This is a genomic window from Tranquillimonas alkanivorans, from assembly GCF_900115595.1.
GTDB classification, from domain to species: domain Bacteria; phylum Pseudomonadota; class Alphaproteobacteria; order Rhodobacterales; family Rhodobacteraceae; genus Tranquillimonas; species Tranquillimonas alkanivorans.
On record NZ_FOXA01000001.1, the window covers coordinates 112386 to 124907 of the forward strand.

14 protein-coding genes are annotated in these 12522 nt (G+C 70.6%); 6 read left to right on the forward strand and 8 right to left on the reverse strand.

Annotated features, from left to right (window positions below):
• The first annotated feature begins 180 nt into the window (after positions 1–180).
• Complete coding sequence (locus BM162_RS00580) at positions 181–1914, forward strand: SulP family inorganic anion transporter (protein ID WP_093416316.1); 1734 nt, start codon at positions 181–183, stop codon at positions 1912–1914.
• On the opposite strand, the gene BM162_RS00585 is transcribed toward BM162_RS00580, so the two are convergent.
• The 3 genes from BM162_RS00585 to BM162_RS00595 are packed head-to-tail and all read right to left on the reverse strand — an operon-like array spanning position 1897 to position 3901.
• On the reverse strand, positions 1897–2688 hold the full coding sequence (locus BM162_RS00585) for a metal ABC transporter permease (protein ID WP_093416318.1): 792 nt from the start codon (positions 2686–2688) through the stop codon (positions 1897–1899). The two genes, BM162_RS00580 and BM162_RS00585, sit on opposite strands and share 18 nt — an antisense overlap.
• Positions 2688–3428 carry an ATP-binding cassette domain-containing protein gene (locus tag BM162_RS00590; RefSeq protein ID WP_093416321.1) on the reverse strand — a complete coding sequence of 247 codons (741 nt, stop codon included), beginning with the start codon at positions 3426–3428 and terminating at the stop codon, positions 2688–2690. The genes BM162_RS00585 and BM162_RS00590 overlap by 1 nt, the downstream gene beginning before the upstream one ends.
• Complete coding sequence (locus tag BM162_RS00595) at positions 3425–3901, reverse strand: Fur family transcriptional regulator (RefSeq protein WP_093416324.1); 477 nt, start codon at positions 3899–3901, stop codon at positions 3425–3427. Before BM162_RS00595 ends, BM162_RS00590 begins: the two co-directional genes overlap by 4 nt.
• A gap of 87 nt (positions 3902–3988) precedes the next feature.
• Here BM162_RS00595 and BM162_RS00600 point away from each other — a divergent pair, with 87 nt between their 5' ends.
• Positions 3989–5005 (forward strand): zinc ABC transporter substrate-binding protein, encoded by a 1017-nt coding sequence (locus BM162_RS00600; protein ID WP_093416327.1) that lies wholly within the window; start codon positions 3989–3991, stop codon positions 5003–5005.
• A 135-nt stretch (positions 5006–5140) separates the two neighbouring features.
• On the opposite strand, the gene BM162_RS00605 is transcribed toward BM162_RS00600, so the two are convergent.
• The 4 genes from BM162_RS00605 to BM162_RS00620 are packed head-to-tail and all read right to left on the reverse strand — an operon-like array spanning position 5141 to position 7596.
• Positions 5141–5620 carry a DUF6505 family protein gene (locus BM162_RS00605; RefSeq protein ID WP_093416330.1) on the reverse strand — a complete coding sequence of 160 codons (480 nt, stop codon included), beginning with the start codon at positions 5618–5620 and terminating at the stop codon, positions 5141–5143.
• A complete protein-coding gene (locus BM162_RS00610) occupies positions 5617–6321 on the reverse strand; it encodes a biotin/lipoate--protein ligase family protein (RefSeq protein ID WP_177215033.1) in 705 nt (234 codons plus the stop codon). The genes BM162_RS00605 and BM162_RS00610 overlap by 4 nt, the downstream gene beginning before the upstream one ends.
• A gap of 8 nt (positions 6322–6329) precedes the next feature.
• Positions 6330–7394 (reverse strand): Mrp/NBP35 family ATP-binding protein, encoded by a 1065-nt coding sequence (locus BM162_RS00615; RefSeq protein ID WP_093416333.1) that lies wholly within the window; start codon positions 7392–7394, stop codon positions 6330–6332.
• Position 7395: 1 nt separating this feature from the next.
• Positions 7396–7596: a DUF6494 family protein gene (locus BM162_RS00620; RefSeq protein WP_093416336.1), complete on the reverse strand. Its 201-nt coding sequence runs from the start codon at positions 7594–7596 to the stop codon at positions 7396–7398.
• Between the two features lie 90 nt (positions 7597–7686).
• Here BM162_RS00620 and BM162_RS00625 point away from each other — a divergent pair, with 90 nt between their 5' ends.
• Positions 7687–8424: a cytochrome c family protein gene (locus BM162_RS00625; protein WP_093416338.1), complete on the forward strand. Its 738-nt coding sequence runs from the start codon at positions 7687–7689 to the stop codon at positions 8422–8424.
• A gap of 5 nt (positions 8425–8429) precedes the next feature.
• Here the strand turns inward: BM162_RS00625 and BM162_RS00630 are convergent, their stop codons facing one another.
• Positions 8430–10406: a 4Fe-4S binding protein gene (locus BM162_RS00630; RefSeq protein WP_093416341.1), complete on the reverse strand. Its 1977-nt coding sequence runs from the start codon at positions 10404–10406 to the stop codon at positions 8430–8432.
• 309 nt (positions 10407–10715) lie between these two features.
• Here BM162_RS00630 and BM162_RS00635 point away from each other — a divergent pair, with 309 nt between their 5' ends.
• From BM162_RS00635 to BM162_RS00645, 3 genes are read left to right on the forward strand one after another with little or no spacing between them, the layout of a single operon-like run.
• A complete protein-coding gene (locus BM162_RS00635; RefSeq protein ID WP_093416343.1) occupies positions 10716–11249 on the forward strand; it encodes a DUF3305 domain-containing protein in 534 nt (177 codons plus the stop codon).
• A complete protein-coding gene (locus BM162_RS00640; RefSeq protein WP_093416346.1) occupies positions 11246–11908 on the forward strand; it encodes a DUF3306 domain-containing protein in 663 nt (220 codons plus the stop codon). The genes BM162_RS00635 and BM162_RS00640 overlap by 4 nt, the downstream gene beginning before the upstream one ends.
• Positions 11905–12513 (forward strand): TorD/DmsD family molecular chaperone, encoded by a 609-nt coding sequence (locus BM162_RS00645; RefSeq protein ID WP_093416348.1) that lies wholly within the window; start codon positions 11905–11907, stop codon positions 12511–12513. The genes BM162_RS00640 and BM162_RS00645 overlap by 4 nt, the downstream gene beginning before the upstream one ends.
• Positions 12514–12522 lie beyond the last annotated feature (9 nt).

Genomic DNA, 12522 nt, shown 5'->3' on the forward strand with positions numbered 1-12522 from the left:
CGGGATATTTGAAGACCGAAGATGGACAGGGGCACATCCTCAGGTTGACCATATGCACAAATGTTTCGCGCGCGAAACATTAGGCGTTTTGCATGCGTGCCTTGAAGGCGCGGCCGCCGATACATATTGATTACTGCATGTTTCAAGCGGGCGCCGCCCGCCCTCCAGCCGGAGACGTTCATGCCCCGCCTTTCCCGTTACCTTCCCGTGCTCGACTGGGGCCGCCGCTATGACCGGCGCAAGCTGGGCGACGACGCCATGGCCGCGGCCATCGTCACCATCATGCTCATCCCGCAATCGCTGGCCTATGCCCTGCTGGCGGGCCTGCCGCCCGAGGCGGGGCTTTACGCCTCGATCGTGCCGATCCTGCTGTACGCGGTCTTCGGCACCTCCTCGGCGCTGGCGGTGGGGCCGGTTGCGGTGGTGTCGCTGATGACGGCGGCCACGCTGGGGCAGGTGACGGCCGAGCTGGACGTGGGCTATGGCCTGGCGGCGCTGACGCTGGCGGCGCTGTCGGGCGCGATGCTGCTGGCGATGGGGCTCTTGCGGCTTGGGTTCCTGGCCAACTTCCTGTCGCACCCGGTGATCGCGGGGTTCATCACCGCGTCGGGGCTTCTGATCGCGGCCAGCCAGCTCAAGCACGTTCTGGGGATCGAGGCCGAGGGCCACACGCTGGTCGAGCTGGTCCGTTCGCTGGGCGCACACCTGGGCGAGACCAAGCCGGTCACGCTGCTGATCGGGGCCTTCGCGCTGGCCTTCCTGTTCTGGGTCCGCTCGGGGCTCAAGCCGCTCTTGCTGCGCGTGGGGCTGCCGGAGAAGGCCGCGGGCACGCTGACCAAGGCCGGGCCGGTGGTGGCGGTGGCACTGACCACGCTGGCCGCCTGGGGCTTCGCGCTGGACGAATCGGGGCTGGCCGTGGTGGGCGAGGTGCCGCAGAGCCTGCCGCCGCTGACCCTGCCTGCCTTCGCGCCCGATCTGGTGGCGCGGCTGGCGCTGCCGGCGCTGCTGATCTCGATCATCGGGTTCGTCGAGTCGATCTCGGTCGCGCAGACGCTCGCCGCGAAGGCGCGCCAACGGGTCGAGCCGGACCAGGAGCTGATCGGCCTGGGCGCGGCGAATATCGGCGCGGCCTTCACCGGCGGCTTCCCGGTGACCGGAGGCTTCTCGCGCTCGGTCGTGAACTACGACGCGGGCGCGGCGACGCCGGCGGCGGGGGCGTTCACCGCGATCGGCCTGGCGGTCGCGGCACTGGTGCTGACGCCGCTCATCGCCTACCTGCCCAAGGCGACGCTAGCCGCCACGATCATCGTGGCCGTGCTGTCGCTGGTCGACTTCTCGATCCTCAAGCGCAGCTGGCAGTATTCGCGCGCCGACTTCGCCGCGGTCACAGCCACCATCCTCGTCACGCTGGGTTTCGGGGTCGAGGCGGGCGTGTCCACCGGCGTGCTGCTGTCGATCCTCATTCACCTCTACCGCACGGCGAAGCCGCACATGGCAGTCGTGGGACAGGTGCCGGGGACCGAGCATTACCGCAACGTGCTGCGCCACGAGGTCGTCACCGACCCCGCCGTGCTGACCGTGCGGGTGGACGAAAGCCTGTACTTCGCCAACGCGCGGTACCTCGAGGACAAGATCTTCGAGCATGTCGCGAAACGGCCCGAACTGCGCCACGTGGTGCTGATGTGCCCGGCGGTGAACGAGATCGACCTGTCGGCGCTGGAGTCGCTCGAGGCGATCAACACACGGCTGTCGGACGCGGGCGTGACGTTTCACCTGAGCGAGGTGAAGGGCCCGGTGATGGACCGGCTGAAGCGGAGCCACTTTCTGGACGAGCTGACGGGCGAGGTGTTCCTGAGCCAGCACCAGGCGGCGCAGGCGCTGCGCGACGGCCCGGTGTCAGCGGCGGCGCAATAGACCCCAGAGCGTCGTCGCCGCGAAAAGCCCGACGGCGACACAGACGATGCTGGGCCCCGCCGGCGCGTCGAGCACCCAGGCCAACCGCAGCCCGCCCAGCGCCGAGGTCATGCCTAGCGCGACGGCGATGGCCGCCATCGCCTCGGGCGTGCGGGCCAGCGGGCGGGCGGCGGCGGCGGGGATGATCAGCAGCGCCGTGATCAGAAGCGCGCCCACGACCTTGATCGCGACGGCCACCACCACGGCCAGCGCCATCGTCAGGACCAGGCTTTCGCGGTGCGGGTTCACCCCGCTCGACTGCGCGAGGTCGGGGTTGAGCGTCGCAGTCAGCAGACGCGACCAGCGCCACAGGATCAGCCCCGTCACCAGCGCCACGCCCGCCCAGATCAGCCCGAGATCGGTGCGCCCAACGGCGAGGATGTCGCCGAAGAGGTAGGTTTCGGGGTTCATGGCGCGGCCCGGCAGCAGCGAAACCGCGAGCAGGCCCACGCCGAGCGAGCCGTGCGCCATCACGCCGAGCGTGGAGTCGTAGCTGGCACCGCGGCGCGCGAGGCCGGAGACAACGAGCGCCACGACGACGGCGACGAAGAGCACCCCGGTGAAGACCGAGACCTGGGCGAAGAGCGACAGCGCCACGCCCAGCAGCGCGGCGTGGGCGGTGGCGTCGCCGAAATAGGCCATGCGGCGCCAGACGACGAAGCAGCCGAGGATGCCGGCGGCGAGCGCCACGCCGAGGCTCGCCAGGGCGGCCCGCACCAGGAAATCGTCGAGCATCAGGCGGGGTCCGGATGGCTGTGGTCGTGGGAATGGTCGTGCGTGTGGTCGTGTTCGTGGCGGTAGATCGCCATGACGTCCGCGCCCTCTCCGAACAGCGCGCGGTACTCGGGGGCGGCGCTGACGGCCTCGGGCGCGCCCTCGCAGCAGACGTGGCCGTTCAGGCAGATCACCCGGTCCGAGGCACGCATCACCACGTGCAGCTCGTGGCTGACCATGAGGACGGCGCAGCCGACTTCGTCACGGACCTCCTCGATCCGGCGGTAGAAGGCGGCCGAGCCCGGCGGGTCGAGGCCCTGCGTCGCCTCGTCGAGGATCAGGAGGTCGGGCTTCAGGAGCAGCGCGCGCGCCAGCAGCACGCGCTGGAACTGCCCGCCCGAAAGCGATGACATCTGCCGCGCGCCAAGGTCCCCCGCCCCGGCGCTGTCGAGCGCGGCCTGCGCGGCGGCGTTCCCGGCGCGCTTGGGCAGGTCGAGGAAACGGCGCACGGTCATCGGCAGGGAGTGGTCGACGTGCAGCTTCTGCGGCACGTAGCCGATTACCAGCCCCGGCGCGCGCTCGATCCGCCCCGACGTCGGCTTGACCGCGCCCAAAAGCGCCTTGAGCAGCGTCGTCTTGCCCGAGCCGTTGGGGCCGACGACGGTGACGATCTCGCCCTTATCGATCGACAGGTCCACGTCGCGCAGGACGGGGAGGCCTTCGTGCGCGACGCTCAGGTGTTTCGCGGCGATCAGGCTCATGTTGCGTGGGTCTGGCAGGCGGGGCAGAGGCCCTCGGCCTCCATCACGGTGGCGGCGATGCGGAAGCCGCCGGTATCGGCCGTGCGCTCGAACGCGCCCTCGGCCTCGGCCACGGCGCCGCAATCGGTGCAGATCAGGAAGGCCGGGTCGTGGGAGGCACCGGGGCGGGCGCAGGCGACATAGGCGTTCAGCCGCTCGATCCGGTGGGCAAAGCCATGTTCCACGAGAAACGACAGCGCGCGGTAGGCCACGGGCGGCTGCGCGCCCCGCCCTTCCTGCGCAAGCCGGTCGAGCACGTCGTAGGCGCCGAGCGCGGCGTGCGACTCGAGCAGGATTTCCAGCACGCGGCGGCGGATCGGCGTGAACTTGAGCCGGTGGTCGCGGCACGTCGCGTCGGCTGCCGCAAGGGCGGCGGCGACGCAGGCGGCGTGGTCGTGGGCGTCGAAGCCGAGAACGGGGTGGTCGTGGGCCATGGGCGGGACGTAACCGATCGGAAAGCCGCTTGCAATGTTATAACATCACGAATAAGTGGTCGCCGACCGCAACCAAAGGAGCCGCCCATGCGCCGCCTCGCCGTTCTGTTCCTCGCCCTGCCCGCCCCCGCCCTTGCCGCGCCGCCGCAGGTGGTGACGGACATTCCGCCGGTGGCGAGCCTTGCCGGCATGGTGCTGGGCGAGCTGGGCGAGCCGGTCACCCTGATCGGCGCGGGGGCCGAACCGCACGGCCACAACCTGCGCCCGTCCGAGGCGCGGGCCCTGCAGGACGCGGGGCTGGTGGTCTGGACCGGCGAGGCCCTGACCCCGTGGCTGGGCGAGGCGCTGGAGTCGCTCGCGCCGGACGCCGCACGGCTGGAGCTTCTGGACATCGCGCCGGTGGTGCACCCGGCGCGGCAGGACGGTGCGCACGGGGACGGGGATGAGGAGCATGACGGGGAGCACGATCATACGGAGGAGGCGCATGGCGCGGACGGGCATGAGCACGGGCATGAGGAGGACGCGCCCGGCGCGGACGATCGCTCCGACCATGCCCACGAGATGGGCCAGGACGCGCACGATCACGGCGACACGGACCCGCATGCCTGGCTCGACCCGGTGAATGCCGCCGCGTGGCTGGAGGCCATTGCGGAGGACCTCGCGCGGCTCGACCCCGAGAACGCCGCCACCTACCGCGCCAACGCCGAGACAGGCGCGGCGCGGCTGGAGGCGCTGACGGCCGAGCTGACGGAACGGTTGGAGCCGGTGCAGGGCCGCCCCTTCATGACCTACCACGACAGCTTCCAGTATTTCGGCCAGCGCTTCGGGCTCGACTTTGCCGGGGCCATCGCCGGCAGCGACGCCGACCAGCCGGGCCCGGCCCGCGTGGCGGCGCTCCAGGACGAGGCGACCGAACACGGCGTCGTCTGCCTGTTCACGGAGCCGCAGTTCGAACCGCGCCTGGCGCGGCTGGTGACCAAGGGGACGGACATCGCGGTGGCCGAGATCGACCCGCTGGGCACGACGCTGGAGCCGGGCCCAGGGCTCTACCCGGCGCTGCTGGAAGGCGTGGCGGACGCGATGATCGGCTGCCTGGGCGCGTGACGCGCGCCGGACCGGGGGCGCTGCCCCCGGACCCCCGGGATATTTCCGGACCGAAGATGGCACGGGCCCGGTTTCACGCGTCAGTGCGGGCGCTGGTGGTGTCGGCGGCGCCGACGACGGCCCTAAGGCGTGGTGTTAATGGTCCATGTCGCCGTGGATGGCGAACTGATCGAGGCCGGCGGCCTCGGGCTTGATGGATCGGAAGCTTTCGCGCACGCCGACGTCGCTCAGTTCGCGCTGCACCGTCAAGAGCGTGTTCGGGTCGAAGTCGCCGCAGAGTTCGGCCATGTGGTCGAGTTCGTCGCGCGCAACGCCCATCGCGGCCTCGACCGAGGGCGCGCCGTAGATGTCGACGAAGTGCTGCGCGAGATGGCGGGCGAGCGCCTCGACCTCGTGGGGCTCGATCTTGGTGATCGCGACGAAGGTCACTCGGCCGAAGGTCTCGACCCCCAGCCAGCCGTTCGAGAAGGCCTGCCGGGCCTTGCCGGTCAGGTCGGCCTCGGACCAGTTCGAGAACTCGAACCCGCCCGAGATGCACCACTCGCCCGTGCGCGCCGGGCTGTGGAAGACGTTCATGTCGCTCTCGTCGAAGTGGATCGCGCGGGCGAGGTTCATTGCGTGCCCTCCAGGAGCGTGGTCAGGGGAATGAGATGGGTGCCGGCGGCGTTCTTGAGCAGGAGGCCGAAAGCTTCGTCGGCGCCGAGCGCTTCGCCGGTGCGGCCGGCGACGGTGACGGTCTTGCCGGTGTCGTGCAGAAGGCCGGTCCACTCGGCATGGACGGGGCGGTTGCCCTCGTCGGTCCAGCGGTTGATCCAGACCAGCGTATGGCGCGCCCAGGCCTCGAGCAGGTGGACGGGGTCGAGGTCGCCGCAGCCTTCCTCGTATAGCGCGGTCTCGTCCGGCGTTTCGCCCGGGGCCTCGGCCTCGCGCGAGAAGACGAGGTCCCAGCCGACGACGAGCCAGCCGGGGATTTCGTCCGGGTCGCTCGTGTCGGCGGCCATGCGCACGCCGCCGCAGCGCGCGCCGTTGACGCGGACGGGGCCCGACCAGTCGAGGTGGACGCCCACCTCGGGCGGGGCGAGCGCGCCGAGGGCGTTCTGCAGCCCCACCGCGCAGACCGGCAGCATCGCCACCGCCTGCGCCAGCGGCACGTCGGGGGCGAAGACGATGGCGGCGCGCAGCCGCTCGGCGGTTACGTTGTGCAGGATCAGGCCGCCGTCGCAGCCCTCCGCCGCCGCCTTGCGGGCCGCGGCGAAGGGGTCGGCGCCGAGCGTGGCGCGGCCCGACATCAGCGGCGGGAACGACGGCTCGGCCAGAGCGGTGCTCACGCCTTGCCCTCCTCCACCAGCCGGCGGGCGACCTGGCGGAAGGCCTGTGCCTGCGGGCTGTCGGGCTTGGACACCACGATGGGCGCGCCCCCGTCCGAGGCCAGCCGGATGTCGAGGTGCAGCGGGATCTCGGCCAGGAGCGGCACGCCCAGCTTCTCGGCCTCGGTCGCGACGCCGCCATGGCCGAAGACGTGCTCTTCGTGACCGCACTTGGAACAGATGTGGGTGCTCATGTTCTCGATCATGCCGAGGATCGGCACCTTGAGCTGGTTGAACATGTCCACGCCCTTGCGCGCGTCGATGAGCGCCACGTCCTGCGGCGTGCTGACGATGATGGCGCCCGAGACCTCGGCCTTCTGCGACAGCGTCATCTGCACGTCGCCGGTGCCGGGCGGCAGGTCGACGAGCAGAACGTCGAGCGCGCCCCACTGCACCTGGTTCATCATCTGCTGCAGCGCGCCCATCAGCATCGGCCCGCGCCAGACCACCGCCTGGCCCTCGTTCGTCATCAGGCCGATGGACATCATGGTGACGCCGTGGTTGCGCATCGGCAGGATGGTCTTGCCGTCGGGGCTGGCCGGGCGGCCGCTGACGCCCAGCATCCGGGGCTGGGACGGGCCGTAGACGTCGGCGTCGAGCAGGCCGACGCGGCGGCCCTCGGCCGCGAGCGCGCAGGCGAGGTTGGCCGAGACGGTGGACTTGCCAACGCCGCCCTTGCCGCTGGCGATGGCGACGATGCGGTCGATGCCGGGGAGCTTCTGCGGGCCCTGCGGCTCGGCCTTGCGCTGGGGCTTGAGCTCAGGCGGGGCCTTGGCGCTGTGGGCGGTCATCACCGCCGACACGCTCGACACGCCGGGCACGGCCTTGGCCTTGGCCTCGGCTTCGGCGCGGACGGGCTCCATCCGCTCGGCGGCCTGCGGGTTGACCTCGAGCACGAAGCGCACGGCGCCGTCGTTCACCGTCAGCGCGCGGACCATGCCCGCCGAGACGATGTCGGTGCCGCTGATCGGGTCCGCCACGCCCTTGAGCGCGGCCAGGATGTCTTCACGGGTGGCGGTCACGTCAGGAGCGCCCCTCGATCATGCCCTCGACCACGTGCTCGACGTCGAGCCCCTCGACCGTCAGCACCATGCGGGCCCTGTAGGTCTTGCCGGCGGTCTCGGACTCGCCCTTTTCGCGCATGGCCTCCTCGATCTTCTGCTGCGAGGTCACGCCGACCTGCTTGAGGAACTTCCTCATGCTCATGTTGAATTCGTCGCTCATCCTCATCCCTCCTGTGGGTCGTGCCGAATTGACGCGGCGCGTGCCCCTCTCCTACCCTGCCCAAAGGCTTCGGGACAGGGAGGACCGCGCATGCTTCTTCGCGCCGCCGCGACATGCGCCGCATTGTGGCTGCCGCTGGGTGCGGCGGCCGAGTCGTTCACCCTGTCGGCGCCCGCGGCGCTCGACGACAAGGGATTCCTCCAGTATCTCCTGCCGCGCTTCACGCTCAAGACCGGCAACCGTATCGAACGGGCCGACGAGGGCGCGGAGCTTGCGCTGGTGGCCGAGCCGCCGGGCACGCGGGTGTTCCGCGACGGCGAAAGGGTCTGGCGCCTGCGCGGCGACGGCGACGCGGACGGCGCGGCGGCGGACTTCGCGGACTGGATCACCTCGGACATCGGCATCCGCACCATCGAGAGTTTCGCGCCGGACGGCACGCCCGTCTATTCCGCCACGTTCGAGGAGGAGGAGACCGAGGCGGCGGTCGAATACGCGGGCGATCCCGACGAGGGCGAGGACTTGTCGCTGGCGCTGTGCGGACGGTGCCACGTGGTGGGCGCGCGCAACCGGATGAAGGGGCTGGGCTCGACCCCGTCCTTCGGGGTCATGCGCACCTTCCCCGACTGGGAGGGGCGGTTCCTGGCGTTCTTCGCGCTCAAGCCGCACGGGGCGTTCACGGTGATCGAGGGTGTCACGCCGCCCTTCGACGACGCCCTGCCCCCGCCCATTGCGCCGGTCGAGATGACGCTGGACGAGTTGGACGCCATCGTGGCCTTCGTCGCCGGCATGGAGCCGGCCGACCTGGGCGCGCCGGTGCAGGCCCGCTGACGGCATCAGTGGTCCCGGCGGTCCGAGTAGTAATCGTCGGTCGTGCGGGGCTTGCGCCGCTCGGGGCCCGCGAACGGGTTGTTCTGCGAGTGGTACTGCGCGCGCACGCGGCAATCGTCGCACATCTGGATCATGCGCGCCGCGTCGCCGGTGGCGAACATGGCGTGCTTGCCCGCGAGCTTTTCCATGATCCGCTCGACCGTCGATTTCACGCCGAAGAGCGTGCCGCACTCGATGCAGGCGAAGGGCTCTTCCTCGTGCAGTACCTTCTGGGTCAGCGCCTCGTCCGCGAGGTTCAGGCGCGGCTCGAGCGCGATGGCGTCCTCGGGGCAGATGTTGGCGCACAGGCCGCACTGCAGGCAGGCATCCTCCTGGAACCTCAGCTGCGGCAGGTCGGGGTTGTCGCCCAGCGCACCCGACGGGCAGAGCGAGACGCAGGAGAGGCAGAGCGTGCAGGCGTCGGTGTCCACCAGCACCGCGCCATACGGGGCGCCTTCGGGCAGCGGTATGGGCTCGCGAATCTTCGTCGAAAATTCGCCGCCCGCGGCCAGCGCCTGCGCGGCGTTCCGCGCCACTTGGCGGCGGGTCCCCATGGGCAAGATCGGGGTTTCGACCGGCGCGCCGGCCTCCGCACCGTAAAGCTGGTCGCACAGCGCGTCGGGGTCGAACGGGTCGAGAAGGCGCACCCGGCCCTCGCCCGCGATGGCGGCGGCCAGCTCGGTTTCCTTGTCCAGCGCATCGCGCTCGGTCGTAGGGGCGAGCAGCACGTCCACGCGGGTGAAGCCGGTGGCCAGCGCCGCCAGCATCTCGGCATGGCCGAAGCCCGCGATCGTGTCGAGGCCCAGCGGGATGACGTCGGCGGGCAGGCCGCGGCCGTAGCGCGCGGCGAGGCGGATCATCTGGTCGCCGTGGTTCGCGTCGTGGACCATCAGCTTCGGCGCGGTGCCGCCCGCGGCACGGAAGGCTCGCGACAGCGTCTCGATCCGGCGGAACAGGTGGTCGACGGGCGGCGCGTCGTAGGCGATAGCGCCCGAGGGGCAGACCGCCGAGCATTCGCCGCAGCCCGCGCAGATCATCGGGTCGATCGACACGTGTTCGCCCGCAGGCGTGATGGCGCCGGTGGGGCAGATGTCGAGGCAGCGGGTGCAGGCGGTCTTCTCGGCGCGGGAATGGGCGCAGAGCGGCTCGGTCAGGCGGACATAGAGCGGCTTTTCGAAGGTGCCGACGCGCTGGAGGGCGTCGCGCAGGACGGCCTGCACGCCGTTGGAGTCGCGCGGGTCGGCGCGCAGATAGCCCTCGCGCTTGTGGGGCGCGGTGACCATGGGGGTGTCGCCGGTCAGGTCGATCAGGACGTCGCACTCGGATTGCGCGCCGTCGCGGGGCGGGCCGAAGGACAGATCGCCCCGGCCGCCGGGTTCAAGCTGCCGCAGCGCGTCGAGCGTGACCTCGAACCCGCCGAACGCGCCCGAGACGCGGCGGACGCGGCCGCGCACGGTGTCGAAGCGGCGGTCGAGCGGCGGCTCGGCGGCGTCGGTCAGGCAGACGGTGACCGACAGGGCGTCGGCCAACGCCTCGGCCGCGGGGACGGCGACGTCGGAGGCGCCGACGATCAGGCACAGCCCCTCGGACACCACGTCGAGGGTGCGGGTTTCGGGCCGGCGCAGCTGCGCTTCGGCCACCAGCGCGGCCATCTTCGGGGTGGCGTCGGCCGACTCGTCGGACCAGCCGGCGCGATCGCGAATGTCGACAAATTCAGGTGGGTTTAGTCCGAGTTCCTCGGCCACCTCCTCGAAGCGCGCGCGCTCCTGCTGGCAGGCGATGACGGCGTCGCCGCGCTGGATGGCCTTGGCCGCCGAACTCATCTCACGCGTGCAGAGGGCGGTGTGCGTTCGCGAACACTTCAGCCCCGTGGCGTCCCCGAGCGCGTCGGCGTCGATCGGCTGCGAACCGGAACAGTCGCACAGAATCAGTTGCTTAGGCATGAACTCGCCCCTTTTCGCGGATATTGGCCCACGCGTTCCCCGCAAGCGCAGGCCGGCGGGAAGAAAGTCACATATCGCCGCCGCGGTAAAGCCCTGCGCGGCCGGGGGCGCGGAGAATTGATCTGGACATCCCGGCACGCTAGAGGCAATTCGCGGCCCGGCAACGAACGGTAAGCTTCTGTATACTCTTCGGCAGAAAGATCTTGGCTGAGCGCGTGAGTCCCGTAATGATGGAAGACAAGAAGAAGGAGGGCCGCGTGCAGCGGCTTGGGAGGAAACTTGGCAGCTAGCCGGTCGTCATCGCTCTCGATGCCTGTCGGGGTCGTCGTTCGTCGACTGCCCGGCGTGACGCGTTGGGCGAAGTGGTCCTGGAAGGCGGTCGCCCTTCTGCCGGGCGCGGGTCCGGCGGACTGGAGCGAGTTGCGCCGTGAAGGCGACGCCGTCGAGTACCACGCCGCCACGCTTCCGCTGGTGCTGTGGCGCACCGACACCGAGGCATACCTGCACGCGCTGGGCGCGCGGGTGCCGACAGTTGCCGTCGTCATGCGCCCCACCACCGATCCGCAGCGGCCGCTGGATGTGTTCCGCGTCACCGCATCGCCCTACGAGGCGCAGGATTACCAGGACAGCGGCGAAGAGATCGTCGAGCTCGTGCCGATGACCGCCGGGCTGCGCGCCTGGGTGCAGGATTTCTGCGACCGCCACCACGAGCACGAGCCCTTCGTGAAGCGCCGCCGCGGGCCGCGGATGGAGATGCGCGAAGAGGACGGCAAGGGCGATTCGCGGGTGCGCCAGATCTCGGACGTGTATCGCGCGCCGCGCCCGAAGGAGCGGCTGCAATGAGCCGGGGCGACTTCTGGTCCCGCCGCAAGGCGCGCGTCGCGGCCGAGGAACGCGCCGCGGCCGCCGCACGCGTGGCCGAGCTGGAGGCGCGGGAAGAAGAGACGCGCGAGGCCGAGGCCCGGGAGAAGACCGACGAGGAGATCCTTGCCGAGCTGGAGCTGCCCGACCCCGACACGCTGAGCCCCGGTGACGACTTCAGCAAGTTCATGGCCCGGAAGGTGCCCGAGCGTCTGCGCCGCCGCGCGTTGCGCAAGCTGTGGACGTCGAACCCGGTGCTGGCCTGCGTGGACGGGCTGAACGATTACGACGACGACTACACGGTCGCGGCGGTGTCCGGCCCGGCGGTGCGCACGGCGTACCAGGTGGGCAAGGGCATGCTGCGCCACGTGCTCGAGACGACACCGCCCGAAACGCCGGCGGAAGAGGCCGTGCAGGTCGCCGCCGCCCCCGGCGCCGATACCGCACCGGCGGCCGCCGAAGACGTGCCTCCCGCCGAGGCCGATACAGATGCCGCCCCCGCGCCCGTCGCGGACGAGGTGCGCGACCCCGAAACGTCCCCCGCCCCGGCGCCCGAGACCGAGCCCGCCCCATTGGCGACCGGCCGCCGAATGCGCTTCACCTTCGCCGACGCAGGCGACCATCCCGCGGAGGACACATGAGCGAAGCAGCAGCCGTGACAGACATCACCGAAGAAGACCGCCTCCGCGCGCAGCTTTACGACTTCCTGGCCATGCTTCTGGCGCATCCGCCGAACGCGGACCGGCTGAAGCAGACGGCGGGGCTGAGCGGCGACGACAGCGATCTGGGCCAGGCGATGCAGGCAATGGCCCGCGTTGCCGCCGCCACGTCCGAGACCGCCGTGCGGTCGGAGTTCAACAAGCTCTTCATCGGCCTGGGCCGGGGCGAGCTTCTGCCCTATGCCAGCTATTACCTGACTGGTTTCCTGAACGAGAAACCGCTTGCCCAGCTTCGCGCCGACATGGCGCGCAACCGCATCAGCCGCGCCCCCAACGTCTATGAGCCCGAGGACAACATCGCCTCGCTCCTGGAGATGATGGCGGGACTGATCCTCGGCCGGTTCGGGGCGCCCGCGCCCCTGGACGAACAGAAGACGTTCTGGAACCGGCATATCGGCCCCTGGGCCGAACATTTCTTCACCGATCTCGAAGCTGCGAAGAACTCGGTCTTCTATGCGCCCGTCGGCACTGCCGGCCGGGTGTTCATGGGGATCGAGCGCGAAGGCTTCCGGATGCTTTCGGGCTGACACCGCCCA